This window comes from Kribbella pratensis, from assembly GCF_004365355.1.
Lineage (GTDB): Bacteria > Actinomycetota > Actinomycetes > Propionibacteriales > Kribbellaceae > Kribbella.
Window position 1 is genome coordinate 98,307 of record NZ_SODP01000004.1, and the last position, 24,089, is coordinate 122,395.

The window sequence follows — 24,089 nt, forward strand, 5'->3', positions numbered from 1 at the left end:
CCGGAGAAGGCTCGATCGAGGCCCGGACCGGACCGATCTGGTCATCCCGCCGACGACCGAGAAGAGATCGGACGAATTCACACCGATCCGAACTGTTCCACACACCGGTCTGGCGCGCTTATCGTGCCAAGGGTCTGCTTTCTACAACGATTGAGGGGATTGCGATGCCCGATCACCTGCCCCGCCGCCAGGTCCTCCGGACCGCCGGCGCACTGGGCCTCGGTGCCGCCGCCGCGGGCGCACTCACCAGCACCGCGGACGCCACGACCCACGCCGGTGGGAGGCCGGATAGGTTGGCCGCCATGGGCGAACATCACGGCAAGCTCGACATCCGTAAGGACCCGTTCGGCACCACCCCGGACGGCCAGGCAGTGGACGTGTACACGTTCACCAACGGCCGGGTGACGATCTCGATGCTCACCTGGGGCGCGACCATCCAGCGGGTCGAGACGCCGGACCGCCGCGGCCGGACCACGAACATCAGCCTCGGCTTCGACAACCTGCCGGACTACGCGGCGCTCAGCCCGTACTTCGGCGCGACCATCGGCCGCTACGGCAACCGGATCGCCAAGGGCAGGTTCACGCTCGACGGGACGACGTACCAGATCCCGATCAACAACGGCGAGAACGCGCTGCACGGCGGCACCATCGGCTTCGACAAGAAGGTGTGGAAGGCCAAGGTCGTCAAGTCCGACAAGGCTGTCGGCGTCGCGTTCACCTACGTCAGCCCGGACGGCGAGATGGGCTTTCCTGGTGAGCTCACCAGCACCGTCACGTACACGCTGGACCGGCGCGACAACCTGCGGATCGACTACCACGCGACCGTCGCGGGCAAGCCGACGATCATCAACCTGACCAACCACGTCTACTTCAACCTGCTCGGCGAGGGCAACGGCACCATCTACGACCACGTGCTCGAGCTGAACGCCGCGAAGTACACCCCGGTCGACGTGAACCTGATCCCGACCGGCGAGATCGCACCGGTCGCGGGTACGCCGTTCGACTTCAACCGGCCGACCGCGATCGGCGCCCGCCTACGCGGCGACCACCAGCAGCTGGTCTTCGGCCGCGGGTACGACCACAACTTCGTCATCGCCGGCCACCCGGACCACGACGGCATGCGCCTCGCGGGCCGCTTCTGGGAGCCCGAGCACGGCCGCACGATCGAGGTCCACACCGACCAGCCCGGCGTCCAGTTCTACAGCGGCAACTTCCTCGACGGCACCTTCCTCGGCATCGGCAACAAGGCCTACCGCCAGGGCGACGCCTTCGCCTTCGAGACCCAGCACTTCCCCGACTCCCCCAACCACCCCAACTTCCCGTCCACGGTCCTCCGCCCCGGCGAGACCTACAAGAGCACCACGATCTACAGCTTCGGTACCAAGTAGCCCCCGCGAGGTGCAGGACGCCGTCCTGCACCTCGCCATTGCCTGCACCGGCCAACTGGCGCACGCTGGCGGGTAGAGGGTGGGTGACGGGTTGTGGCGAGGGCGGCGCCGGCGATCGAACCGGCCCGCGGACCGGGGCCGTGGGCGCTATGGGCGACCGTTGGGGCCGGTTTCGGCACGCTGGTCGTCTCGGTCGCGCTCGCGATGGCGGGAGACGAGCTGGTCCGGCCTGGCTTGCAGGCACTGCTCTTCAACTGGATCACCGTCCCGTACCTGATCAGCGGCACTCTCGCCTGGTGGCGCCGCCCGGCCAGCAGGCTCGGTCCGCTGATGATCGCCACCGGATTCGTCATGGCCCTGACCGCCTTGCAGTGGTCGACCGTGCCGGTCTTGCTCTCCATCGGCCACCTGCTGGACCTGGTGCCGGCGGCCATGTTCCTGCACGTGTTCCTCGCGTACCCCACCGGACGGGTCGTGGGACGTCCCCGCCAGGTGGTCGTCGCCGCCGGTTACGCGACGGCCGTCGTACTGCAGCTCGCGAAGATCCTGCTCGGGATCAATCCGGACAGCCTCTTCACCGTCACGACCAGACCGGTCCTGGCCGGCCGGATCGAGCAGGTGGAGCTGATCACGATGAGCGCCCTGCTGCTCGCCGGCGCCGCCCTTCTCCTGGTACGGCGACCGTCCGCGAGACCTGTCCGTCGACGCCCGGTGGCGTTGCTCGTGGACAGCTTCGGTCTCGCGCTGATCATGCTCGCGATCCTGTTCGTCGGCGGGCTGCGTGGCTGGCCGCAGATCGAAACGGTCCGGCACGTCACCTTCGCCGTACTCGGTCTTGCTCCCGTCGTGTTCCTGCTCGGACTGCTCGACGCGCGACTTGCCCGCACCGATGTCGGCGCACTGCTGATGGATCTGCGCGCGGACCCGGCTGGTGACCTGCGCGAGCCGCTGGCACGCGCCCTGCACGATCCGTCGTTGACGCTCGCCTTCTGGTTGCCGAAGTACAGCACCTGGGCGGATTCCGACGGGCACGCCGTCACGCTGCCCGGCGGATCCGACGGGCGGGCGACGCGGGTGATCTATCGCGACCACGAACCCGTCGTCGCGCTCGAGTTCGACCGGTCGCTCGAGGACGAGCACGAGTTGCTGGACGCCGTCGCGGCGGCGGCCGGCATCGCCTTGGAGAACAGCCGCCTGCAGGCGGAGCTGCGGGCCCGGCTGCACGAGCTGCAAGGATCCCGCGCGCGGGTCATCGACGCCGAGCAGCAGGAGCGGAAACGGCTCGAACGCAACCTGCACGACGGCGCCCAGCAGCGCCTGGTCGCGCTGGCCCTGGAGATCGGACTGCTCGCCGGCCGGTCCGCGGACGACGCCGACACCAAGGCACGACTGTTGCAGGCCAAGCAGCAGGTCACCGCCTCACTGGACGAGCTCCGTGATGTTGCCCGCGGCATCCATCCCGCGGTCCTGACCGGGCACGGTCTCGCCGTCGCGCTGGAGTCCCTCACCGCACAGGCCGCCGTCCCGGTCACGCTGGAGGTCGTGGCCGACGGACGGCTGCCCGAACATGTCGAGGTCGCGGCGTACTACGTCGTCAGCGAAAGCCTGACGAACATCGCCAAGCACGCCCACGCGACAACCGCGTCCGTCCGGGTCACCCGGTCCGCCGGCCGACTGGTCGTCGAGGTCGTCGACGACGGCGTCGGCGGAGCGGATACCGAGCGCGGGTCTGGCCTGCGCGGTCTCGCCGACCGGGTCGAGGCGATCGGCGGCCGGCTCCGGGTCTGGAGTCCTGCCGACGGCGGCACCCGGCTCGAGGCGGAGATCCCATGCGGGTAGCCATCGCCGAGGACAGCGTGCTGCTGCGTGAGGGACTGACCCGGATCCTCGGCGACGCCGGGCTGGACGTGGTCGCGGCGTACGACAACGCCGATGACCTGCTCCAGTACGTCCGCGGCTTCCCGCCGGAGGTCGCGATCCTCGACATCCGGCTGCCGCCGACCCACAACGACGAAGGGATGCGCGCCGCGCTGCAGATCCGCGCGCAGCAGCCCGAGGTCGGAGTACTCGTGCTGTCGCAGTACCTCGAGCTCGGCCTGGCCATGCAACTGTTGTCCGAGTCGGCCGAGGGTGTCGGGTACCTGCTGAAGGACCGGATCAGCGACGTCGAGGACTTCACCGGCGCGGTACGGCGGGTTGCCGCCGGCGGCTCGGCCATCGATCCGAAGATCGTCTCGACCCTGCTGCAACGACGACGCAGCGACGACCCACTCGCCGTACTGACCCCGCGCGAACGTCAGGTGCTGGAGCTGATGGCGACCGGCGCCTCCAACCAGGGCATCGCCGACGACCTGGTCGTCACGCTGCGGGCCGCGGAGAAGTACGTCTCCGGCATCTTCACCAAGCTCGGCATCCCGTCGACGCGTAGCGAGTCGCGCCGCGTGCTCGCCGTACTGCTGTATCTGCGCGCCTGACCGGACACCAGAAACCCGAACCCCGCCTTCACCGGTTGCCCGGTCTGCCGAACACGCGCGCCGACGCGAGTCTCGAAGGAGACCCTCTGGAGGCGCCGTGAAGACCCGAATCATCCAGAACCAGCCCGACGACGACGGCACCCCGCCGCCCGCCCGCGCCGCGGCACCACCTGGCAGCCACTCGTCCGCAAGGAGATCCGTCATGTCGTTCGTCCGCAACCACCCCGTGATCAGCTTCTTCGTCCTGGCCTACGTCCTCGCCTGGGGAGGCGTCCCGTTCGGGAGCTTCTTCGCTCCGGGCGCCCTGGTCGCCGCTCTCGTCGTCGTATTCCTGACCGAAGGCCTCGCCGGCCTGCGGGCGATCGGCACCCGGGTGATCCGCTGGCGGGTCCGCTGGATCTGGTACGTCGTTGCGATCGCCGTACCACTGCTCGTCCACTTCGTCACCATCGGGATCAACCAGGCGATGGGCGCACCGTCACCCAGCAGCGGTCAGTTCACCCCCTGGTACGGCCTGGCGGTCGTCATCGGCATGAACATGATCGATCCGACCGGTGGACCGTTGAGCGAGGAGCCGAGCTTCCGCGGTTTCGCGCAGCCGAAGCTCCAGTCGAGCCGCACGCCGCTCGCCGCGACCGCGATCATGGCCCTCGCGATCACCGGCTGGCACGCACCGCTGTTCTTCATCTCCTCCTTCGGGCTCAAGCCCTTCGAGGCCTTGACCACCGTCGCTGTCACCTTCTGGTACGCGTGGCTGTTCAACCATGCGGCCGGCAGCGTGCTCATCACGCTCATCGCCCACGCCACCGAAGGCAGCATCAACACCGAGGACCTCTGGCCCGGCGGTGCGGACGCGACCCGCGAGACCTGGCTGTACGTCGCCGTGTGGTGCGCGGTCGCCATCACCCTGCTGATCGTCAGCCGCCGCTTCTGGACCCGTCCCTCCCCGACCATCGCCACCTCCTCGTCAGCGACACCGGAGCGTGTCTCATGACCACCACACCGCTGGTTCCCGCACCACCGGCACGTCGTTCCTGGAGCGGCTGGCGCACCCTGCTCGTCGTCGTGGGTGGCCTGTTCGCGATGGTCAGCGTCATCCTGTTCGCGATCGGCGGCTTCGGGCTCTGGGCCCAGCACCAGCGCGACGGCAACGGATACTTCACCGCGGGACCGGAACGCCTCACCACCAGTTCGTACGCGCTGTCGGCTCCGTCGCTCGACATCGGCGGCGCCGGTCCGGATGCGCTCTACACCGACGATTTCCTCGGCGACATCCGGATGGACTTCGCGTCGAAGAGGCCCGGTACGGCGGTGTTCGTCGGCATCGGTCCGGCGGCCGACGTCACGGCATACCTGAACGGTGTCGGGCACGACGAGATCGCGGACTTCGACGTCGATCCCGTCAAGCTCTCCACCACGACCAAGGCGGGAGACGAGCCGTCCGCCGCTCCGGCCTCGCAGTCCTTCTGGGTTGCCTCCGCCACCGGCACCGGACCCAGCACACTGACCTGGAACACCCGCGGCGGCGACTGGTCCGTCGTGATCATGAACGCCGACGGCTCGCGGAACGTCGCCGTCGACCTGAGCGTCGGCGGCACCCTGCCCGCCGTCGAGGGCATCACGGCCGGCGCGCTCGTCGGCGCCGTCGTACTGCTGATCATCGGGGCCGCCGCCATCGTGGCAGCGATCGTCACCCGGCGCGACGCGCGGACCGGCGAGCGAAGGGTTACCTAACAACTTAGGGTCGGGGTATGTCGGACGAGCCTGTGTTGCAGATCCCGTTTGATGATGCGTTTCGGTTTGATCCCTCACCGACCTTCGCCGAGCTGCGGGAATCACGTCCCGTGGCTCGGGTGCGGACGCTGGCAGGCGCCGAGGTGTGGCTGGTGACGCGGTACGACGATGTGAAGCTCGTGCTGGCGGATCCGCGGTTCTCGCGGGCTGCGGTGGTGAAGCAGGGAGCGCCGCGGGTGGCGCTGGCCAAGCCGATGCCGAACAGTCTGACCACGACCGATCCGCCGGAGCACACCAGGCTGCGAAGGTTGGTGGTGCCAACGTTCGCGCACCGGAAGATCGAGCGGACCCGGCCGTGGGTGGCGGAGCTGTCGGCGCAGCTGGCCGAGGATGTCGCGCGTGCCGGTGACGGTGCCGACATCCGCCAGCTCGTCGCGTTGCCGTTGCCGATCCAGGTGATCTGCCAGCTGCTCGGCGTACCGTATGCGGATCGTGCGCAGTTCCGCGAGTGGACCGAGCTCGGGTACAGCATGAAGATGGCCGAGAAGGACCTGGTCGAGGACGCGATGACCAACCTGACGGCGTACATCGAGGACCTGGTCACGAGGAAGCTGGCGAACACCGACCAGCCCGCCGAGGACCTGCTCGACGAGCTGGTGCGAGCCCGCGAGGAGGGCGATCGGCTCAGCCAGGAAGAGCTGATCGCGTTCGGCGTGAACCTGCTGGTCGCCGGTCACGAGACGTCGGCGAACCAGATCTCGAGCTGCGTCGCGACGTTGCTGCGCTGGCCGGAGAACTGGGCCCGGCTCGTCGAAGAGCCCGAGCTGGTCCCGACCGCGATCGAGGAGCTGCTGCGCTTCAACCGCTTCAGCGAGGTCGGTCAGCTTCGGGTCGCGGTCGAGGACATCGAGCTGCACGGCGTACAGATCAAGGCCGGCGAGGGCGTGATGGCCGCGCTCAACTCGGCCAACCGGGACCCTCGGGCGTACGACGCGCCGGACGAGCTCCGCGTGGATCGGCCGGACAACAAGCACTTGTCGTTCGGCTTCGGGCCGCACTTCTGCCTCGGCGCCCAGCTGGCGCGGATCGAGCTGCAGGAATCGTTGCTGGCGCTCGTACGCCGCTTCCCGCGGATGAGCCTCGCGAAGCCGGCCGAAGAACTCGAATGGCGTCGCGTGCTGGTCAGCGGTCTCGCGGAACTGCCGGTGAACCTGGGAGGTTCACCGGCAGCCGGGTGAATCAGTTCTGCGAAACCAGTACGACGCCGTGCTCGGCCTGGTACTGCTCGATATACCTGCGCGCCATCGGTTCACTGCACGCGATCGCATCGGCGATCTTCTTGGCGGTGAGTTCACCGCGCTCCGGCCCCCAGTCGGACAGCAACGCGTACGCCCGCGTCCGCCTCTTCTCCAGCAGCGTCGGCTCCGGCTTGTCCTCCTCCGGCTCCGCAACGACAACGGGCTCCGGGTCGGGCAGCACCGGCTCGACCTTCGGGGTGGTGATGAGTGCCGGCGGTTGCGGGTCGGCCGGGACGGCGAACGGCGACGGCGGCTTCGGCTTCTCCACCAGCGGTTCGGCCTTCGGCTGCGGGGCGAACGGCTTGAGGCTGCTCGACGTACCGTTCACGACGTGCTGCGGTTCGCTCTCGTCCTCGACGACGACCGCCTCGGACACGTTCCCGCTGTCGGTGGGGTCCTGGTCGACGATCGCCATCAGCTCACCGGTCCAGGCGTCGTCGTCACGCAGTCCTACCCCGGTGCCGTCCGCCCGTCGCGGCTGACCACCTTCGAGCACCCAGACCGCGGCCGGCACGGCCGGAGCCTCCTCGGGCTCGGGCGGTGGCGAGATCGCCTTGGTCAGCTTGCTGGTGATGACCTCGTAGTTGATCCGCTCCTCGAGCATCCCGGCCAGCCGGTCCGGGTCGTACGTCGTCTCGGCGATCTTCGCCAGCCGCTCGTCCTGGTGCTCGGACCGGATGTACTCCGCGACGGTGCCGGCGATCGCCTCGCGACGACTCCGGTTGCGGATCTGGTGCTGGGCCGCACGCAGGCTCTCGTACAGCCCGTAGCCGTGCTCGATCGCCAGTGACCGCGCGAGCCAGGTGACCCGCGGTTCGCGGGCCCACTGCACGACGCCGTACACCGGACCGGTCTCGCGCATCTGGCCGGCACGGCGCAGCGCGTCACGACGACGGGCCGAGCTGTGGATCAGCCAGAGCACATACGCGAACGCGGACAGGCCGCCGAAGCCGAAGGCGAGGAACCGCTCCTCCGGCCGCCAGTGGCCGACCACGTTGAACACGACCGCGACGAGCGCCGCGAAGAACGACATCGCGCGGTAGGCATAGGCCTGCTCACCCTTGCGCCGGCGCAGGTCGGCAAGGGCCGCGGTGGCGACACCACCGAGCTCGAGCACCGCGACCGCCGGCGTCACGAGGATGATCTTGAGCAACGGTGAGAAGCCGTCGCTCGGCCAGGGGATGTGGGTCACGCCGGCCCAGACCTGGCCGACCAGCGCCGCGGCGGCCGCGGTCGCGTAAAAGGCGTAGGCGACTTTGTCCGCACCGGTAAGGGGTACGTTGACCAGTTCGCCAGTACTGGTGCTGCTGGTGTTCTCCTGCAAGACGTGCACTCCTGACCGGTTTGGGCTCTCCGGCAGTTCGTCGGGTGGGTGGAACGGCGGCCCCCATATAGCGCGCTGCACGAGGCTACCGGTTTCCGGCCCCGGAAGGGGAGGCGAATCCGGAAACGTCTCGAACCTCCCCGCAACCTGCGTCATTCAAACGACTCATATCCTCGCATCCATGGTCCCGTCCGTGCGCTCCCTCCCCGACCCCGGCGCCCTCGCCGCGCACCTCACCGGCCGGTACGGGCTCGGCTTCACCGGCGCCGTACTGCTCCGGTCGCTGGTCAACGACGTGTACGAGCTCGCCGGCGACGACGGCGCGCGGTACATCCTCAAGCTCTACCGGTACGACGGCCGCCATCCCGACGAGATCCGTTGGGAGACAGGGCTTTCGGCCCATCTGCGGTCGGCCGGCGTACTCGTTCCGTCGGTGCTTCCGCTGCTCGACGGTGATACGGTCGGGCTGCTCGAGACGCCGGAAGGGCCCCGCACGTTCACCCTCTCGTCGTACGTCGAGGGGAGCAAGCCGGAGCGGCCGTTCACCGACGGGTTGTACGCCGCCTTCGGTGCGCAACTCGCCGCATTCCACAATGCCGCCGGCAACTACACGTCGCCGTACTTCCGGCGGCCGGCCGATGTCGTCCATCGGCTCGACGAACCGCTCGAGCAGATTCTCGCCGTGGACAACTCGGAGGAAAACCTGCTCCGGTCGCTGGCGGACGCAGTACGGAACAACCTCGCGCAGTACCCAAAGGCAGGAACCTGCCACGGCGACGTCACCCTGGACAATGTTTTGTTGACCGAGCAGGGACTTCTGCTGCTCGATTTCGACCTCGCAGCAGTCGGCCCACTGGCCGCGGATTTCACCGGCGTCGCGACGACGCCGCACTGGGAGGCGTTCAAGGCCGGGTACGGCGCGATCACTGCGGAGGACGAGGCCGCGATCCCGTACCTCCAGGTTGTCGGAAGTATCTTCAACCTGCGCTTCCACCTCGTCGACAAGCCGCGATTCCGCGGTACGGAGTCAAGAGCCGAGGGGTGGGCGGCGGCGGAGTTGGACGGGCTGCGCGCGGCGGCCGCAGTACTGCTGTGAGTTCACAGCCAGGTGCCAGGGAACGTGGAGGCTGCTTGAGGGCTGGCGGCACATGCTGGGGGCATGCGGGTTGCGGCGCGGTCGTTGAGTGTGCGGGTCGCGGCGGCGATGGTGGTGCTGGTTGCGGTGGTGAGTCTCGTGATCAGCGCGCTGACGACCGCCGCGATCAGCTCGTACCTGACCGGGCAGCTCGACGGAAAGGTGGCCGCGACCCAGGGCCGTGCGATCAACGCGCTGACGCACGGCGATCCGACCGGACCGCCGCGGGACGCTCCGCACGGACAGGACGCGGGCACGGTGACCGTATACGTCACCTCGACCGGGGCCGCGGGCAACGTGATCACCGCCGACGGCACGCTCAGCGAGCTCAGCGACCAGGCGGTCGGCGTACTCGATGACCTGACCGCCGGCCAGAACAGCACGGTCGATCTGCCGGCCCTGGGCGAGTATCGCGTGCACGCATCCAACGTCGGTTCGGTCATGGTGATCACCGGGCTGCCGACGAAGGACATCCAGAACACCGTCAACAGCCTGATCGGCTGGGAGGTGCTCTTCGGCGGCATCGGCGTACTGACCGCGGGTTGCGTCGGTGTCTTCGTCGTACGGCGTCAGCTGCGGCCCCTGCGGCGAGTCGCCCAGACGGCCCGTGAGGTGGCCGGGCTGCCGCTAGACACCGGGGAGATCGGGGTGACCGCGCGGGTGCCGGATAAGCTGACCGACGAAGGTACGGAGGTCGGCCAGGTGGCGGTCGCTCTCAATACGCTGCTCGGTCATATGGAGAACGCACTCGACGCACGACACCGCAGTGAGCAGCAGGTACGGCAGTTCGTCGCCGATGCATCCCACGAACTCCGTACGCCGCTCACCACGATCCACGGCTACGCGCAGCTGAGCCTCCGCCAACGCGATCCCGAGCTCTACGGGCACGCCATGGGAAAGGTCATGGTCGAGACCACCCGCATGGCGTCGTTGGTCGAGGACCTCCTGCTGCTCGCCCGCCTGGACGCCGGCCGGCCGCTCGACCGCAGCCCGGTCGACCTGTCCCGGCTCGCCCGCGACTCGGTCACCGATGCCCAGATAGTTGCCCCCAGCCACCATTGGGAACTGGAGCTGCCATCTGACCCGATCGTGATCATCGGCGACGAGCAGCGCCTCCACCAGGTTGTCACCAACCTGCTCACCAACGCCCGCCGCCACACCCCGGCCGGCACCACGGTCACTGTCGCAGCCAAGCTCGCCGACAACTCCGCCGTACTCACCATCCACGACGACGGCCCGGGCATCCCCGCGGACCTACTCCCGAACGTCTTCCACCGCTTCACCCGAGCCGACACCGCCCGCACCCGCACCACCGGCGGCACCGGCCTCGGCCTCTCCCTGGCCCGCTCCATCACCGAGGCCCACAACGGCACCCTCACCCTCACCTCAACCCCAGGCAACACCAACTTCACCCTGGCCCTACCTACCTAGAGCTGGGCGGTCGGGCTGCCAACGCCGCGGAGAAGAGTGTCGACAAGCTGGGTCGCGAGGGCGTCGGTGTCGTCCGCCAACATCGTCGGCGCCGACTACCTCATCGACGGCGGAAGCGTGAAGACGGCCTGAGGGCGGATCGCCAGGCCATCACAATCTTCGCTTGCGAAGCACGCCCGGCGGGCGCGACCGCCGAGGGACAGATTGTGGTGGCCTGGGGATCCGGCGTTCAGCCCGCCGCCAGCGCCTTGGTCACCTGGGCGGCCAGGCCGGCGGCGCCGTTGTCGTCGGACAGGCCGTCGGCTACCAGTACGGCATACCTGAAGCGGCGGTGTCGGCGGCCGGGAACGGGAGTTCTTCGAAGAAGAAGGGGGGCCGGGCAGACGGCGGCGAAGTCCTCCGAGCGGACGCGGAGCTCGTCGCGGCCTTTGCCTTGCGGGGCCAGGATCGTGCCGTTGGTGAACGCACGAGGGCCGCGCTAGAACAATCCGCCGTACCCAGCGTTCGGCCGGCCTGCCATGGTCGGGCTGCCGATCTGGATGGTGTCGCCGGACACGTTGGTCATCGCGGTCCCGTAGACCAGCACCCGAGGTTCTGCGTCGTCAGCTCTCCCGTTGGGATGGTTTCGTCCATGGCGCCCCGAGTTCGCTGAACAACGCCAGCTCGTCCGAGGCCCGGTCGATCCAGCCCTCGACGTCGAGGACGATCGGCCGGCGCTCAGGTCCTTCGCCTTCCCAGCGAATCAGCTCGTCCGGGATCTCGCGCGGCGGCTCCGCGACCCGCACGGCCTCGACCACCCGGGTGAAGCCACCCGTCGCGGCCAGCGGCACATACAGCGGTACGGCGGGATCCGCCCGGTGCGCGAGCAGATTCTCCAGGAGATCCGCCCGCCCGTACTTCGTCTCGCCGATCCGATCCGAGGCGTATTCCAGTACGGCGTCCCCCTCGGTCCCGTGCACGATCACGGCCGGCTCGAGGTGCTCCTCTGCGCACAAGGTGACCGCGATCAAGATCGTCGTACCGCGGGCAGTCACGATCCGCACCGTCGAGGTGTCGTCGGACTCGATCGGATTCGCGCGGTACAGCTCGGTCTCGACCGACCGTACGTCGTCCACGCCGGTCGACCGGTCCAGCAGCAACGCCGCCGCGGTCGCGTGGGCGAGCGGATTCGTCACCGCGCCGTCGACCACATCGACGCCGTCGAGCCGCCGCTTCCCGGCCCAGCGCGCCCGCTGGAAGTACTTCGCGGTCCGCACCCATTTGCCGACCGCACTGATCCCGCGGATCTCACCGAGCTGACCCGCGGCCACCAGGTCGGCCAGCTTCAGCGTCGCCTCGGACGCCTGCGCCTGGAACCCGACCTGGCAGGCGCGTCCGGTCTCCGCAACCACGGCGGACAGTGCCTCGAACTCGGCCAGCGACGCGGTCGGCGGCTTCTCCAGCAGTACGTCGGCGCCAGCTCGCATCGCCAGTTCCGCCAGCGGGACGTGCGTCTGGATCGGCGTACTGATGATCACGACGTCGACGTCGGTTGCCGCGAGCAACGCCTCGAGGCTGTCGAAGGCGCGCACACCCTCGGTCGGGCGGGGATCGGCGACGCCCACCAGTTCGGCCCGGCCGGCCGCGGCCAGCCGGGCGACGTTACGAACATGGGAGGCGCCGTGGCCGTGGACTCCCGCCACGGCCACGCGCGGCCCCGTCATCGGCAATCAGTTGCTGTCAGCAACACTATTTGAGCTCCCCGTTGACCTCGTCCAGGAATGCCTTGGCGGCCGCATCCGGAGCCTGCCGGCCGAACAGTACCTCGGTCGTGTACCGCTGGATGATCTTCTCCACCTGACCACCACCGACCGGCGGCGCCGGCGACGGGTCGCCGAGCTCCTTGCCGATGTCCTGGATGAACTTCGCGGACGCCGCGTCGGCCGGCTTCAGCTTCGGCGTCACCGCGGTCCGGATCTCGGTGTTCGGCGGTACGCCGCGCTCGGCCAGCAGCACGTTGCCGGCGGCCGGGTTGTTCGCCAGGTAGTTGACGAAGTCGGCGGCCTCCTTCTGGTGCTTCGACCGCGAGGAGATCGACCAGAACATCGAGCCCTTGTAGTAGGAGCCGTTGTCTGCGGCCTTGCCGTCGGTGCTAGGGATCCGCAGCAGCTTCAGCTGCTGGCCGGACGCCTGGCTGAACGCGAGCAGCTGGTTGCTCCAGATGAAGCTCATCGCCAGCTTGCCGGTCGCCATCGCGGACTGGTCGAGCGCCGCGTTCATGTCCTGCGAGGTGAACTCCGCGGACGGGATCGCCTTCATGTCCCGCAGCTTCAGCACGTACTTGAAGAAGTCGGTGGTCTTCTCCGGCGAGACACCGAGCTTGCCGTCCTTGGTCCAGAGCGACTCACCGTTCTGACGGGCCCACAGGTTCAGGCCGGCCTCGTTGGTGCCGAGCGCGCCGGTCCCCCAGCCCTTGCCGTTCAGCTTCGTCGAGATCTCCGCGGAGATCCGGGCGAAGTCGTCCCAGGTCCAGGTGGTGTCGTCCGGGATCGCCACGCCGGCCGCCTTGAACACGGCCGGGTTCGCGACCACCGCGAACGAGTTGATGCCGGCGTTCAGGCCGTACAGCCCGCCGTCGAACTCACCGGCGCTCAACGTGTCCGGCTCGAACTTGCCGGTGTCCAGGCCCTGCGCCTTCTTCAGATCGAGCAGTGCGCCGCGGTCGGCGTACTCCCGCAGGTACTTCTCGTCCATCTGGATGATGTCCGGGGCATCGTTCGCCGCGACGGTCGTGGCGAGCTTGTCCCAGTAGCCGGACCACTCACCGAACTCACCCTTGATCGTGACGTTCGGGTGGTCCTTCTGGTACGCGTCGATCACCTGCTGGGTGAGCTTGGTCCGGGTGTCCGACCCCCACCAGGTGAACCGGAGCGTGACCTTGCCGCCGGCATCGTCCGACGACCCGCCCGGACCGCCGGAGTCGCCGCCGCAGGCGCTTGCCGCCAGCAACGTGGTGGCCAGGGCCAGGGCCGTTGCCACGCGGGGGATGTGCAGCCTCATGATGTGCACCTTTCAGGGGTTACTTGATGCCGGTGGTCGCGATGCCCTTGATCAGGAACCGCTGGCCGAACAGGAAGGCGAGGAAGACCGGGACGAGGGAGACGACCGACATCGCGAACATCGATCCCCAGGAGCTGCTGGAGGTCGAGTCGACGAAGCCCCGCAACGCGACCGGGACGGTGTACATGTGCGGGTCGGTCAGGTAGATCAGCTGGCTGAAGAAGTCGTTCCAGGTCCAGATGAACGTGAAGATCGTCGTGGTGGCGAGCGCCGGCACCATCAGCGGCAGGATCACCCGCAGGAAGATGCTGCCCCGGCCGCAGCCGTCGATCCGGGCGGCCTCGTCCAGCTCGCGCGGGATGCCGCGGATGAACTGCACCATCAGGAACACGAAGAACGCGTCCGTCGCCAGCAGCTTCGGCACGATCAGCGGCAGGAACGTGTTGATCCAGCCCGCGTGCGAGAACAGGATGTACTGCGGCACGATCACCACGTGGATCGGCAGCATGATGCTCAGCAGCATGATCGCGAACCAGAACTTCTTGCCCACGAATTCGAGCCGGGCGAACGCGTACGCCGCCATCGAGCACGAAACCAGGTTGCCGAAGATCGAGCCGAGCACCACCACCGCCGAGTTCAGCAGGTAGCGGGTGAACGGCTCGGTCAGCGCGTTCCAGCCGACCCGGTAGTTGTCGATCCGCAGGTCCTTCACCAGGATCCCGGGGTCGCGGAAGATCTCGTTGCCCGGCCGCAGTGAGCTGACCACCATCCAGATCACCGGGTAGAGCATCACCAGCGCGGACGCCGCGAGGACGACGTGGATCACCAGCGGCCGGACCCGCGCCCAGGTGACGACGCCGGTCCGCCGGGCGGCGACCGTGGTGCGGAGCGTTTCAGTCGTCATAGAACACCCAGTACTTCGAGAGGAGGAAGTTCGCCGCGGTGAAGATGCCGATGATCACGAGCAGGAACCAGGCCATCGCGGACGCGTAGCCCATGTCGAAGTTCCCGAAGCCCCGGTCGTAGAGGTAGAGCGTGAAGAACATCGTCGAGTCCGACGGACCGCCGCTGCCTCCGGAGACCACGAACGCCTGCGTGAACGCCTGGAACGCGTGGATGATCTGCAGCACCAGGTTGAAGAAGATGATCGGCGTCAGCAGCGGCAGCGTGATGCTGAAGAACCGGCGCAGCGTCCCGGCGCCGTCGACCGACGCGGCCTCGTAGTACATCGACGGGATCTGTCGCAGCCCGGCCAGGAAGATCACCATCGGCGAGCCGAACGTCCAGACGTTCAGTACGACGAGCGTGCCCAGCGCCGTACTCGGGTCGGAGATCCAGCCCTTGCCGTGGATGCCGACGAGGTCGAGCAACTGGTTGAGCAGGCCGGTTGTCCCGAACACCTGCCGCCAGAGGATCGCGATCGCAACACTCGAGCCGAGCAGTGACGGCAGGTAGAAGACCGACCGATAGAACGCCATCCCGCGGACGCCACGGTCGAGTACGACGGCCAGCAGCAGGGCGATCGCGAGCTGCAGCGGGACCGACACGAACACGTAGGTGAACGTCACCCGGAGTGAGTTGTGCAGCCGCTCGTCGGACAGCATCCGGGTGAAATTGTCCAGGCCGATCCACTTCGGGGCCTGGATCAGGTTGTAGTCCGTGAAGGACAGGTACAGCGAGGCCAGCATCGGCCCGATCGTGATGAGGAAAAGCCCTAACAGCCACGGGGCCAGAAACAGATACCCGGCCAGGTTGTCTCTCTTCTGACCTGCGGTTTTCTTCCCCCGGAGGCTGCCGAGCTCACCCAGCGCACTCATTGTCGTAGCACCTCCGGACAGTGATGGAAAGCGGTTGGAAAGCGCTTGCCTTGGCCGGTCAAACTAGTACAAGAAACCGGTTCCCGCAAGGGTTCGCCGAGGTAGGAGCTGTCCGGATCCGGCCGCCGTGCGAGCTATTGACAGGACAAAGTTCCGGAGCGACAGTTCTGAGCATTTGGCAACCGCTTACCGCCAGGAGATGCCGATGCTGCGACGTACTTTCCTCACCGGTTCGCTGACCACAGTTGCGGTCGGCGCACAACCGACCGCGGCGCGTGCTGAGGTAGCTGCTGTGGACGACGACTTCCTGACCCTGCTGACCAGCGCCAACCAGGCCCAGATCCCGCTGGTGCTGGCGAACTACCAGAACGCCGGCGACAGCATCCGCACCGTCGCGCGAAAGGCCAGGCGGCTGATCTCCGGATACGTGTGGGGCAGGTCGTCGTACCACCACGACACCACGCTGCTCGGGCCGCTCGGCTGGCTGGTCGACCAGCTCGCGGCGCGGCAACATGACGACGGTCTGTATGACGTCGGCAACCTGCACTCTCCGCCGGACAGCTCGTTCGCGATCCAGGACGTGTGCGTGCTGTACGCGCTGCTCGACGCGGATGACTCGACGGAGACCTCGTCGCTGCGTACGACGCTTGCCGCCGTGATTCGTAAGGCGGCGCCTGCCCTCGCCGCCGGCGGCGTACACACGCCGAATCATCGGTGGGAGGTGTCGGCGGCGCTCGCCCGCGCACACCACCTGTTCCCGGACCGGCGGTACGCGGCGCGGATCGACGAGTGGCTCGACGAAGGCATCGACGCGACCCCGGACGGGATCTACAGCGAACGCAGCTCGACGTACGCCGCCGAGGTCACGAACCCGTGCCTGCTGACCATCGCCTGGCTCCGTGACAAGCCGGCGCTGGTGGACTACGTACGACGGAATCTCGAGGCGACGCTGTATCTCTTGGAGCCGAACGGTGAGGTCGACACGACGGCCTCCCGGCGCCAGGACCAGAAGGGTCTGCGCGAGGTCTGGTGGTACCTGACGCAGTTCCGCGAGCTCGCACTGCACACGAACGACGGCCGGTTCACGACTGTTGCCAAGAGCATCGAAACGCGCGGCACGGGTGAGCTCGGCGACTTCCTGGCGGAGGTGCTCGAGCGGCCTGAGCTTGCCGCCGCGCTCCCGGACGCTCGACCGGTGCCGACCGATTTCGTCCAGCACTTCCCGTCGCAGGCGTCGGCACGCGTACGCCGCGGGGCGCGGACCGCGACCGTGTTCGGCGGGACGGACTTTCACGATATCCCGGTGATCTCGTCAGGGCTGTCCACGAACCCGACGTTCTTCAAGCTCCGCAACGGCGCGGCGATCCTGGACTCGGTCCGGTTGTCGCCGCAGTTCTTCAGCACCGGTCACTTCCGCAGCAATGGTCTGCAGGTGTCGGGGAAAACCTTCAAGCTGTCCTCTGAGGTGAGCGTCCCGTATCACCTGCCGCTTCCGAAGCGATATCGCCGGGCTGACGGCCGTTATGCGTTGACCCCGGAAGGCCGTTTCTACGCGTCGATGGATTTCGGCCACCGTCCTAAGCAGTACCGCACGCTACGCACCGAGATTGCTGTCACCGAGGTTTCGAACGGCTTCGACCTGGTCTTCGATTTCGACGGCGACGAAACGGCGTACGCGATCGAACTGTGCTTCCGTCCTGGTGGGACCCTGGCGGGCGTTGATGCGTTGGATGCCTCGGGCAACTATCAGCTCGTCTCCGGCACGGGCAGCTACACCGTCGGCTCGGACCGGATCGAGTTCGGTCCCGGGAACGGCGCCGCGCGGGTGCCGATGGACCCGGGCGAGCGGTACACGTACCTCGGCGGCAGCCTGACCCCGGACGGTCTGCGCGTCTACCTGACCGGCCGGATTCCCGGGCGTCAGGTACTCCAGTTGCGAGTGTCGTCGTAGTTCGAACAGTTCTTGGACCGGCCGGAGGTGGCGGGCTACTAAAATGTCGGCGTGAGCTTCCACGCCGCTGCCTTCATCGCCACCAGCCTCGACGGCTACATCGCCCGCCCCGACGGCTCCGTCGACTGGCTCACCACCCGAGCCGAACAGGCCGGCGAGACCGGGTACGACGAATTCATGTCCTCGATCGACACCGTCGTACTCGGCCGGAACACCTATCAGCTGGCGCTGACGTACGACGTCTGGCCGTACGACGGCAAGCAGGTGGAGGTCCTCAGCTCGACCCTCGACCCGAACACCGACGACCGCATCCTCGTCCACCGCACCCTGGACGCCCTGGTAGAAACCCTCACCGACCGAGGCGCCCAACGCATCTACACCGACGGCGCCCGAACCATCCAAACCTTCCTGGCCGCCGGCCTCCTCAACGAACTGACCATCACCACAGCCCCCGTCCTCCTAGGCACCGGCATCCCCCTCTTCGGCCCCCTCCCCACCGAAATCCCCCTGACCCACAACGCCACCCGCACCCTCAAGGCCGGCTTCACCCAATCGGACTACACGATCCAGCACTGAAACCGGAGGGACTCAAGCATGGCGGTAACCAACGACACCAAGCATCAGCGGGCGATTGGTGTCGTGCTCGATCAGTTGGGGCAACGAGGGATTTACGTGGCCGTCCGCACAGTCAGAGGTTCATACCGGCTCGACACAGCGGGACAGAGGATCAGGATCCGCGTCTACAGCCGGTTCAGCGGCGAATGGCAGACAGACGACTGGCGGCGAGATGTCAACGACGAGACCTATGACGTCGTCGTGCTCGTCTACTTCACCAACCCGGCGCCGATGTTGTTCATCGTTCCCGGACAGGAATGGCGTGCAGGCCTCGAGGCCCACGCGGTCCGCGACAGCGGACATCAGGCGATCGCCCGGGATCGGGTCGCCCAGTGGCTGTATCGCTGGGATGTCCTCGACTCAGTCTCCAGCTAGAGCACCAAGGCCTTGGCCCATCGGTCGCCCCCATCAGACGGCCCAGGCTCCATCGGCGACTTGTCTGCCTGTGGATAACTGATTGCCTCGGAATCCCTTCAAAATAAGGGATTCTCTGGTTGGAAAACTGTCGGAGGGCATGTCTAGAGTTGTCGGCATGGAGGTCCTCGGCGAACGGCCCGTCTGGTCGATGAGCGACAGCGAGAAGCTGTCCGCTCTCGACGCGGTGGTCGCGGAGAAGGCCCGCCTGGAGACCCTCGAGCTCCACCTCATCGCAGCCATCGACCAGTCCGGCTACGCCACCGAGCTCGGCGCCGGAGACACCGCCCGTCTCCTGACCCAGCGATACCGCACCGACGCGCCTGAGGCCCGTCGCCAGGTCCGCATCGCCACCCACCTGACCAGGTACGCCGCCACCTCTGCCGCCCTCCCCGACCCAGCTGTGCCCTATGCCCACCCAGTGACCGCCCAGCCGGCTCCAACGGCGTGGCACGTCTCGCCGGCGCAGGCAGCCGCGATCGTCTCGGTCCTGAATCAGGTCCCCGCGACGGTGCCGACCGAGAACCTCGAGTTCGCCGAACAGCAACTGATCGACCTGGCCGCAACCCACACACCCGCCGAACTCCGCCAGGCAGGCCGCAGGATCCGCGACATCCTCGACCCCGACGGCCCCGAACCAGACGAGAAAGCGGCGTACGACCGCGAGTCCCTCACCCTGAAGACCGTCGACCGCGGCGTCACCTTCCGCGGCTACCTCGCCAACGAGAACGCCGAACTTCTCCGCACCCTCATCCACGCCCACGCCAAACCCCACAAAACCGTCGACGGCGAGCTCGACCCGCGTCCCCGCGACAAGCGCCAAGCCGACGCCCTCACCGCCGTACTCAACTCGGCTGCAACCGCCCACGCCACTGCGACCGCACACGCCGCCACTACCAGCACCGACGGCGACTTCGTGGCGGGCCACGGACCGAGACCGCACATCAGCATTACCATCGACTACAACGACCTCGCCGCTGCTACGGCGAACGCGACCGGCCACTTGACCTTCGGCGACAACCTGTCCGCGGCGACCGTACGCCGCCTCGCCTGCGACGCGCAGATCCTGCCGATGGTCCTGGGCACCAAGTCACAACCCCTTGACGTCGGCACTACCCAGCGGCTCGTCACCCGCCCGATGCGCCGCGCACTGAACGCTCGCGACAAAGGGTGCGTCGTGTGCGGCGCCCCGCCCATCCAGTGCGAAGCGCACCACATCATCTCCTGGCTCGACGGCGGACCTACCGCCATCACCAACCTCGCCCTGCTCTGCAAGCGCCATCACCTCGACCTCCACTCCGGCCACTGGCACATCCAGATCCTCAACGGCACCGTCCAGGTAACCCGCCCCACCTGGGCAGACCCCACGCCGATCCCACCCAGCAAATACAAACCACCGATCGCGGACATCGTTCACCAACCCCCGGCGCCACCCTTCAACCCGTGGGGCGGGGGAGAACCCGTCACGCCCACAACCCGTCCATCCGACCTCTTAAACCCATTGGGCGATGATGAACCAGCCACGCGACCGACCAGCCCTACCCGGCCCACATCCGCCATCGTCGCAGAACCCATCCCACTCGATCCGTGGAACGACACCGAGCCTGCTGCCTGAACAAGACGTCTGGGTGATCTCACGCGTACGGCGGGCGCCATCGCCAGCATTCGTTGATTCGGTCGAGTTGGGCCTGGAGGCGGCGGGAGTCTCGGCGGGGAAGGTTGTGTACGACGATGTGCAGGATCGCCTGGACCTCGACCATCGGCGGACAGCATTCCCAGATGCCGCACCCCGTGTAGCGCGGGTCGTACAGGCGATGAGCGGGATCACGGACGAACCGCTCCCAGTGCCGGATCGCCTCCAGCACCTGACCAGACTGCAGGCGGGTGTTCTCCAGCCGTGCGATCACCAGCCGACCGTGCGGCGACAGGCCGGGAAGGTCAGCGCACGAAGCTGAGCCGGGCGCCTACGCGGCATCGGCCTTTCTATAGATGTGCACACCTCATAGTGCCACGCTAGTGGTCAGTTGAGAGCGCGGCTTCCTGCTCGCGCGAGGCCTACGACGAGGAGGCTGGAGATTGCCCAGCCGATGAGGGTGGCCGCGTTCACCCAGGCGAGCATCCAGCCTCCGCCCGCGTCTGTGCTTGGGGCCCAGGTGCTGCGTTGTTTCAGGTCGACGATCGGTACGACGGTGTCGACGGCGTACAGCCACGGGTTGAAGCAGCGCACCTTGCCTTTGCCACAAGCGTTCTGCGGCGTCCGACCGGACTCGAGCTGGCTCAGTTCGCCCTGTGGTGTGTAGACGATGCCCGACGGGTCCGCTGCGCGCATCACCCGGTTCGAGTCGGCGGGCAACAACGGGGCAGCAACTGCGACCACCAGCAGAACAAGCGGAATGAGAGCCCGAAGTGGCCGATAGCCGTATCCACGGAACCAGTCATTGACGACTCGATCCCAGCCGCGAACAACACCGAACCTGGCCCATCCGGCCCGCCGCTGCCGCTTGGTCCGCAGATACGCCATGAGCACTTCTTCGGAACCTTCAGAATCGCCGTGGCGCTTGAGGGTTCGTGCAGCTTGTTCCCACGGCCCAGGGTCGCCCGGGTCGCCGCTGTCGGCGGGGTCGCAGTGCCGAAGCCATCGCGTACGGGTCTTCCAACCCCATTCTCCGGAGCCGTGCATGGACGTTTCTGCATACCGCTCGTACGTGAAGCCGGTCAGATAGCTCCGTCGCGAAGGCCAGTCCCGTTCGGGTCGATCCGCCAGGTACGACGTGTGTGCATCGCTGAAGTCGACCGCGCCCTCGATGTTCCAGCCAAGGCCGATGCCGCCGCGGACGGTGCTCGAGATCGCCTCGAAGGCAGACTCTCGTTCGTTGAGTCTGGTCGGTCGCGGATCACCGTCTTCTCGTCGCCGCCACTCGAAGCTACCGTCATCACAGTGCAGCCGGCCTTCGACCTGGGCTCGGTTCAGCATCACAACGCCCACCGATCGAAACCCGCTGCAGAGTCGGATGTTGCCGGCCAGCTGCGCCTGATGAAGATTGATCGAGGCATCGCCAGGACTCAGGATCTGCGCCCGTTCGGCGTCGAACATGCCGCGAATCTCGGCCCCTCGGAAACTCAGTCCGCCGCTTGCACCAGTGGTCGCCGCCGGATAGGAGTCTCCGATCGTGGCGTCGACCAGCCGGACGTCGCCGTGGATCACGGCCGTGACGGCCGTCAGGCAGTAGCGATGCGCCGGTCTGCTCAGTGCTGCCCTTCGCACGTCTAGAGGCCCGGCCACCTCGGCGCCGTCGAGATCGACGCTGCCCTGGATATCAGCCTGGACGGCAGAAACCGTCGTACCTATGTGCGCATGAGTGAGATCCAATGCGACATCGAACCCGTTCTCGATCGAGATGCCATCGATCAGTAGCCCACCGTCGATGGTCGCTCCTGCAAACGTCGCTCCGCCGACCATGGACGTGCCTTCGCTCATGGTGAGCTCCCCACGAATCGTCGCGCCCTGCGCCAGCAAGGCCAGTCGTTGCGCAGGATCCTTGGCGTTGTACAAGTGTCTGCCGACGCCGGGCTCCGGGGCCTCCAGCCTTGCCTTCCGGATGAGAACCCTGCCATTGACCGAGGTGCGGCCCATCTCCAGGCGGCCGCGAATCACGGGCCGATGCCGAGGGCTGTCGGTGATGAACAGGCTGCCTCCGACAGTCGCGTCCGCGAGATCGATGGCTCGTCCGTTGCGAGGTACCAGCTCGCACCCGGCAAGATCCAAGGATCCGCCGAGTTGAGCCCCGATGAGCCTGATCTCGCCCTTGGCGCGGAAGCCCTGGATGAGCCGGATGTCGCCGGTCACCTGACACCTGTCAGCCTGGATCGCACGATCCGCGGTGGTGTCGATCGTGGTGTCGACAGCGATCAAGCGTCCGGCTATTTCGGCCTCCGTCAGCCAGACCGCGGCGGTTCGGCTCAATGACGAGGTGGTCTGGTGCGCCCCGGTGATCAACGTGCGCGACAGTACGAGGTCCCGTTCGACGCGCATCCCGTTGGCGAGGATGCCGGGGACGGACGACCTCAGCGCGTCCCCATCCGGCGACGAAGTACCGACAATCGCCAACGAGTGGACGACACTGCCCTCGAGCAGAACGGGCTCCACGAACTCGCAGTCCTCGAAGTGGATCGGGAAGTCGATCCGGCAAGCACTGAGATCCAGCTGACCGGTAATCCGCGCGTTGCTGATACGAAGCCCGAACCTACTCACCTCGTCGGCTCGGTCAACCACCACTGACCGAATGCCCCTGGCAGCGATGTCCGTCCCATCACAGTCGAGCACTACACCCCGGCGCGCCGCCCCGGACAGCCCCGCCTCTGCAAGCCGACGTCGAGAACTGAGCGGCAAGGCAATCTCCCTCGGACAGACGTTGCTTACAGCTCCGTCCATTCTTCACCAGCGGAGGGTGGAGGGAGCGGGCGTAGCACCCGCTCCAGATCACCTGTGGTTCAGGAGGTGGGCGGCTTCGGCTGCCCAGTAGGTGAGGATGGTGTCGGCGCCGGCTCGGCGGATGGAGGTGAGGGTTTCCAGGATGGCGGCTTCGCGGTTGATCCAGCCGTTGGCGGCGGCGGCTTCGACCATGGCGTATTCGCCGGAGATGTTGTACGCGGCAACGGGGAGGTTCACGTGGTCGCGGACCTGGCGGATGATGTCGAGGTACGCGAGGGCCGGTTTGACCATGACGATGTCGGCGCCTTCGGCGATGTCGAGGTCGACCTCGCGGATGGCGTCGCGGGCGTTGGCGTTGTCCTGCTGGTACGTCTTCCGGTCGCCGGTGAGCGACGAGTCGACCGCCTCGCGGAACGGGCCGAAGAACGCCGACGCGTACTTCACGGCGTACGCGAGGATCACGGTGTCGATGAAGCCGGCCGCATCGAGCGCTTTACGTACGACGCCGACCTGGCCGTCCATCATCCCGGACGGACCGACGACGTGCGCGCCCGCGGAAGCCTGCGCGACGCCCATCTCGGCATAGATCGACAGCGTCGCGTCGTTGTCCACGCGGCCGGAAGAATCGAGTACGCCGCAATGCCCGTGCGACGTGAACTCGTCCAGGCAAAGGTCCGACATCACCAGCAGCGAGTCACCCGCCTCAGCAACAGCATCGGCGATCGCGACATTCAAGATCCCGGCCGGATCCAAGGCGCCAGAGCCAACCTCGTCCTTCACCGAAGGTACGCCGAACAGCATCACCCCGCCGAGACCGAGAGACGCCGCTTCGGCGACCGCCTTCCGGGCCGTGTCCCGGGTGTGCTGTACGACGCCCGGCATCGACCTGATCGGGATCGGCTCCCGGGCGTCCTCCCGGACGAACATCGGCAGGATCAGCTGCCGCGGCTCGATGACGGTCTCCGCGACCAGTCGACGTACCGCCGCCGACGACCGAAGCCGCCGCGGCCTGACCTCCGGGAAACCACCAGGCATGA

General features: G+C 67.4%; 20 protein-coding genes. 12 read left to right on the forward strand and 8 right to left on the reverse strand.

The annotated features are described in order from the left end of the window. The first annotated feature begins 164 nt into the window (after nucleotides 1-164). The 6 genes from EV653_RS34815 to EV653_RS34840 all read left to right on the forward strand — a co-directional run bounded on the left by EV653_RS34815 (nucleotide 165) and on the right by EV653_RS34840 (nucleotide 6,834). Nucleotides 165-1,388 (forward strand): aldose epimerase family protein, encoded by a 1,224-nt coding sequence (locus EV653_RS34815; RefSeq protein WP_134109643.1) that lies wholly within the window; start codon nucleotides 165-167, stop codon nucleotides 1,386-1,388. A 93-nt stretch (nucleotides 1,389-1,481) separates the two neighbouring features. After that, a complete protein-coding gene (locus EV653_RS34820; protein ID WP_134109645.1) occupies nucleotides 1,482-3,227 on the forward strand; it encodes a sensor histidine kinase in 1,746 nt (581 codons plus the stop codon). Next, nucleotides 3,218-3,862: a response regulator transcription factor gene (locus EV653_RS34825; protein ID WP_134109647.1), complete on the forward strand. Its 645-nt coding sequence runs from the start codon at nucleotides 3,218-3,220 to the stop codon at nucleotides 3,860-3,862. Before EV653_RS34820 ends, EV653_RS34825 begins: the two co-directional genes overlap by 10 nt. A 97-nt stretch (nucleotides 3,863-3,959) precedes the next feature. Next, a complete protein-coding gene (locus EV653_RS34830; protein WP_134109649.1) occupies nucleotides 3,960-4,856 on the forward strand; it encodes a CPBP family intramembrane glutamic endopeptidase in 897 nt (298 codons plus the stop codon). Then, nucleotides 4,853-5,596, forward strand: coding sequence for a hypothetical protein (locus tag EV653_RS34835; RefSeq protein ID WP_134109651.1), 744 nt, complete (start codon nucleotides 4,853-4,855; stop codon nucleotides 5,594-5,596). Before EV653_RS34830 ends, EV653_RS34835 begins: the two co-directional genes overlap by 4 nt. Before the next feature lie 17 nt (nucleotides 5,597-5,613). Beyond that, a complete protein-coding gene (locus EV653_RS34840) occupies nucleotides 5,614-6,834 on the forward strand; it encodes a cytochrome P450 (protein WP_134109653.1) in 1,221 nt (406 codons plus the stop codon). 1 nt (nucleotide 6,835) lies between these two features. On the opposite strand, the gene EV653_RS34845 is transcribed toward EV653_RS34840, so the two are convergent. Then, nucleotides 6,836-8,218: a hypothetical protein gene (locus EV653_RS34845; protein ID WP_134109655.1), complete on the reverse strand. Its 1,383-nt coding sequence runs from the start codon at nucleotides 8,216-8,218 to the stop codon at nucleotides 6,836-6,838. A 181-nt stretch (nucleotides 8,219-8,399) separates the two neighbouring features. Here EV653_RS34845 and EV653_RS34850 point away from each other — a divergent pair, with 181 nt between their 5' ends. Both EV653_RS34850 and EV653_RS34855 read left to right on the forward strand, forming a co-directional pair. Continuing rightward, nucleotides 8,400-9,314, forward strand: a complete 915-nt coding sequence (locus EV653_RS34850) for a phosphotransferase enzyme family protein (protein ID WP_134109657.1) — start codon at nucleotides 8,400-8,402, stop codon at nucleotides 9,312-9,314. A 63-nt stretch (nucleotides 9,315-9,377) separates the two neighbouring features. After that, entirely contained in the window at nucleotides 9,378-10,784 is a 1,407-nt protein-coding gene (locus EV653_RS34855) for a sensor histidine kinase (RefSeq protein ID WP_134109658.1), read from the forward strand. A gap of 602 nt (nucleotides 10,785-11,386) precedes the next feature. On the opposite strand, the gene EV653_RS34860 is transcribed toward EV653_RS34855, so the two are convergent. Genes EV653_RS34860 through EV653_RS34875 form a run of 4 tightly spaced genes read right to left on the reverse strand, consistent with a single transcriptional unit; the run spans nucleotide 11,387 to nucleotide 15,640 of the window. Next, nucleotides 11,387-12,487, reverse strand: a complete 1,101-nt coding sequence (locus EV653_RS34860) for a Gfo/Idh/MocA family protein (protein WP_134109660.1) — start codon at nucleotides 12,485-12,487, stop codon at nucleotides 11,387-11,389. Between the two features lie 25 nt (nucleotides 12,488-12,512). Beyond that, nucleotides 12,513-13,823 carry an ABC transporter substrate-binding protein gene (locus EV653_RS34865; protein ID WP_134109662.1) on the reverse strand — a complete coding sequence of 437 codons (1,311 nt, stop codon included), beginning with the start codon at nucleotides 13,821-13,823 and terminating at the stop codon, nucleotides 12,513-12,515. A 19-nt stretch (nucleotides 13,824-13,842) separates the two neighbouring features. Further along, nucleotides 13,843-14,727 carry a carbohydrate ABC transporter permease gene (locus EV653_RS34870; protein WP_134109664.1) on the reverse strand — a complete coding sequence of 295 codons (885 nt, stop codon included), beginning with the start codon at nucleotides 14,725-14,727 and terminating at the stop codon, nucleotides 13,843-13,845. Beyond that, nucleotides 14,717-15,640, reverse strand: coding sequence for a carbohydrate ABC transporter permease (locus tag EV653_RS34875; RefSeq protein WP_134109666.1), 924 nt, complete (start codon nucleotides 15,638-15,640; stop codon nucleotides 14,717-14,719). The genes EV653_RS34870 and EV653_RS34875 overlap by 11 nt, the downstream gene beginning before the upstream one ends. 205 nt (nucleotides 15,641-15,845) lie before the next feature. Here EV653_RS34875 and EV653_RS34880 point away from each other — a divergent pair, with 205 nt between their 5' ends. The 4 genes from EV653_RS34880 to EV653_RS34895 all read left to right on the forward strand — a co-directional run bounded on the left by EV653_RS34880 (nucleotide 15,846) and on the right by EV653_RS34895 (nucleotide 20,235). Beyond that, nucleotides 15,846-17,591 (forward strand): hypothetical protein, encoded by a 1,746-nt coding sequence (locus EV653_RS34880; RefSeq protein ID WP_202871977.1) that lies wholly within the window; start codon nucleotides 15,846-15,848, stop codon nucleotides 17,589-17,591. 51 nt (nucleotides 17,592-17,642) lie between these two features. Next, nucleotides 17,643-18,167 (forward strand): dihydrofolate reductase family protein, encoded by a 525-nt coding sequence (locus EV653_RS34885; RefSeq protein WP_134109670.1) that lies wholly within the window; start codon nucleotides 17,643-17,645, stop codon nucleotides 18,165-18,167. An 18-nt stretch (nucleotides 18,168-18,185) separates the two neighbouring features. Next, complete coding sequence (locus EV653_RS34890; RefSeq protein ID WP_134109673.1) at nucleotides 18,186-18,581, forward strand: hypothetical protein; 396 nt, start codon at nucleotides 18,186-18,188, stop codon at nucleotides 18,579-18,581. A gap of 139 nt (nucleotides 18,582-18,720) precedes the next feature. Further along, nucleotides 18,721-20,235: an HNH endonuclease signature motif containing protein gene (locus EV653_RS34895; RefSeq protein WP_134109675.1), complete on the forward strand. Its 1,515-nt coding sequence runs from the start codon at nucleotides 18,721-18,723 to the stop codon at nucleotides 20,233-20,235. A 19-nt stretch (nucleotides 20,236-20,254) separates the two neighbouring features. Here EV653_RS34895 and EV653_RS34900 read toward each other — a convergent pair whose 3' ends face one another. The 3 genes from EV653_RS34900 to hemB all read right to left on the reverse strand — a co-directional run bounded on the left by EV653_RS34900 (nucleotide 20,255) and on the right by hemB (nucleotide 24,087). After that, nucleotides 20,255-20,527, reverse strand: coding sequence for a hypothetical protein (locus EV653_RS34900; protein ID WP_134109677.1), 273 nt, complete (start codon nucleotides 20,525-20,527; stop codon nucleotides 20,255-20,257). A 113-nt stretch (nucleotides 20,528-20,640) separates the two neighbouring features. Further along, a complete protein-coding gene (locus EV653_RS34905; protein ID WP_134109680.1) occupies nucleotides 20,641-22,872 on the reverse strand; it encodes a hypothetical protein in 2,232 nt (743 codons plus the stop codon). A gap of 228 nt (nucleotides 22,873-23,100) precedes the next feature. Next, the gene (gene hemB, locus EV653_RS34910) at nucleotides 23,101-24,087 is read right to left on the reverse strand and encodes a porphobilinogen synthase (protein ID WP_134109682.1); all 987 of its coding nucleotides are present in this window, start codon (nucleotides 24,085-24,087) and stop codon (nucleotides 23,101-23,103) included. Nucleotides 24,088-24,089: the final 2 nt, after the last annotated feature.

What these genes read in the sequence shown, in the direction of transcription:
- EV653_RS34880 (WP_202871977.1), top strand. Translation starts at nt 15,846, where the DNA reads ATGCTGCGACGTACTTTCCTCACCGGTTCGCTGACCACAGTTGCGGTC.
- EV653_RS34850 (WP_134109657.1), top strand. Translation starts at nt 8,400, where the DNA reads ATGGTCCCGTCCGTGCGCTCCCTCCCCGACCCCGGCGCCCTCGCCGCG.
- EV653_RS34825 (WP_134109647.1), top strand. Translation starts at nt 3,218, where the DNA reads ATGCGGGTAGCCATCGCCGAGGACAGCGTGCTGCTGCGTGAGGGACTG.
- EV653_RS34835 (WP_134109651.1), top strand. Translation starts at nt 4,853, where the DNA reads ATGACCACCACACCGCTGGTTCCCGCACCACCGGCACGTCGTTCCTGG.
- EV653_RS34840 (WP_134109653.1), top strand. Translation starts at nt 5,614, where the DNA reads ATGTCGGACGAGCCTGTGTTGCAGATCCCGTTTGATGATGCGTTTCGG.
- EV653_RS34855 (WP_134109658.1), top strand. Translation starts at nt 9,378, where the DNA reads ATGCGGGTTGCGGCGCGGTCGTTGAGTGTGCGGGTCGCGGCGGCGATG.
- hemB (WP_134109682.1), bottom strand. Translation starts at nt 24,087, where the DNA reads ATGCCTGGTGGTTTCCCGGAGGTCAGGCCGCGGCGGCTTCGGTCGTCG.
- EV653_RS34860 (WP_134109660.1), bottom strand. Translation starts at nt 12,487, where the DNA reads ATGACGGGGCCGCGCGTGGCCGTGGCGGGAGTCCACGGCCACGGCGCC.
- EV653_RS34870 (WP_134109664.1), bottom strand. Translation starts at nt 14,727, where the DNA reads ATGACGACTGAAACGCTCCGCACCACGGTCGCCGCCCGGCGGACCGGC.
- EV653_RS34890 (WP_134109673.1), top strand. Translation starts at nt 18,186, where the DNA reads ATGGCGGTAACCAACGACACCAAGCATCAGCGGGCGATTGGTGTCGTG.
- EV653_RS34875 (WP_134109666.1), bottom strand. Translation starts at nt 15,640, where the DNA reads ATGAGTGCGCTGGGTGAGCTCGGCAGCCTCCGGGGGAAGAAAACCGCA.
- EV653_RS34865 (WP_134109662.1), bottom strand. Translation starts at nt 13,823, where the DNA reads ATGAGGCTGCACATCCCCCGCGTGGCAACGGCCCTGGCCCTGGCCACC.
- EV653_RS34815 (WP_134109643.1), top strand. Translation starts at nt 165, where the DNA reads ATGCCCGATCACCTGCCCCGCCGCCAGGTCCTCCGGACCGCCGGCGCA.
- EV653_RS34895 (WP_134109675.1), top strand. Translation starts at nt 18,721, where the DNA reads ATGTCTAGAGTTGTCGGCATGGAGGTCCTCGGCGAACGGCCCGTCTGG.